The sequence below is a fragment of the Slackia piriformis YIT 12062 genome, assembly GCF_000296445.1.
GTDB classification, from domain to species: domain Bacteria; phylum Actinomycetota; class Coriobacteriia; order Coriobacteriales; family Eggerthellaceae; genus Slackia; species Slackia piriformis.
The window spans coordinates 1-1,426 of record NZ_JH815201.1; the positions used below are offsets into that span (position 1 = coordinate 1).

Below are 1,426 nucleotides of genomic sequence, written 5' to 3' on the forward strand. Positions count from 1 at the left end.
CCGGTTCAGGGTCGATGTGCCGTGCGCCACCATCAGCCATCCGTTCCGTGCCCCTGCCTCCCCTTCGAAGTATCACTATCCGACGAGGCTTTTCGTGCTCGGAGGATGGGATAGGAAGATGGCCGACCCCTTGGCCCTGTCCGACTTCCTCGGGTGCGACCTGAAGCCATACGACCTTGAAGACTGGAACCAGGAAGAATACGAGCGCATACGGGACGAGCGCGACAGGAACAGGCTCGGGCGCGATTCCCCGGCGACCGAAAAGCAGCTCGCGTGGGTCGGGAAGCTCGCCGACATGGGATGCCTGGAGAGCTTCTCGGAAGGGCTTACCGTGGCCGACGCGGACGCCTTGATCAAAAAGGGCGAGATCGTGTTCACCAGGCGCCGGCAGCGCATGGCGGGGGGCGGCGTCATAGAGACCACCTCCGGCCATCAGGTTCCGGCGAGGCCGCGAGACCCCGGATTGTATCGGTACACGCTGCGCAGGCTTGGCGAGGAGACGCCTCCGGGGTCGCGCTACAACGCTCTGTTCGGCCTGGCCGGCCTCGGGTGGAACTGCGGCATACCGAAGAAGCAGGTCGAACGCGACATGCTGTCCCTGCTCGGCACCGAGTGGGCCAGAAAGCCCGGCAACGACGGCAAACCTCTTGAGAAATCCGACATCAAAGCGGCAATGAGCGGGTGGAACAGGCTCGGCGCTCTGAGACCCCGCGAACAGCTCGAAGACAGGCTTCGGTGGAGTTACGGTCCGTCGGCGAAGAGGAATGGGAGAAGGCAGATTGAGCATTTGGCTCGCGCGCGTTCAATCCAAGCTATCGATTATCCTTCTGGAAGTTGGCGCAATAAAAAAGGTGCTCCTGAAAAAAGAGAACTGATACGCGAATATGCGTTGGCGCATCCTGGGGAGAACCACAGCGAGATGGCGCGTGCGCTGGGCGTAAGCCGTTCGACGGTGGTCAAGTGGCTCAAGCCCGGCTGGGAGGACGAATACAGGGAGTTCGTCAAAATCCGGGAATGGGACGCCGAGACGGACGACTACTTCGACGCGCACACGGCGACGATCTTGGCCGGCAGGGCCGACGAGTGGATGATGGTTCGGGCGGGCGGCGTCGAGGCCGCCGTCGAATGGGCGAGGAGCGAGTTTCCGGACCTTTTCGAAAGGCTGAGGGAAGCTAGGAGATCCGGGACGGAGATGACGGCTGACGTGCTTTCCGAGATCGCCGCGAGCGGCAGGCCGTAGGGCCGCCGGCGTCGAAGACACGAGAAGCGGGAATCATGACCCAAGAAAGGGCCTCTGATGGAATATACGAAGAAGGAACTCGCCGAAATATGCGGGGTTTCCGTCCAGGCGATAGACAAGAAATTGCGCAAGACGGGTCTTATGGACGGTTGCAGCGTGGTTGCAGGAAGGTTGCAGATTCCAGCA

At 61.6% G+C, this 1,426-nt stretch carries 1 protein-coding gene; it reads left to right on the forward strand.

All coding sequences use genetic code 11. The features are described 5' to 3' along the window. A partial coding sequence (locus HMPREF9451_RS10025) for a hypothetical protein (RefSeq protein WP_009140034.1) occupies positions 1–1,240 on the forward strand: 1,240 nt, incomplete at its 5' end. Between the last annotated feature and the right edge of the window lie 186 nt (positions 1,241–1,426).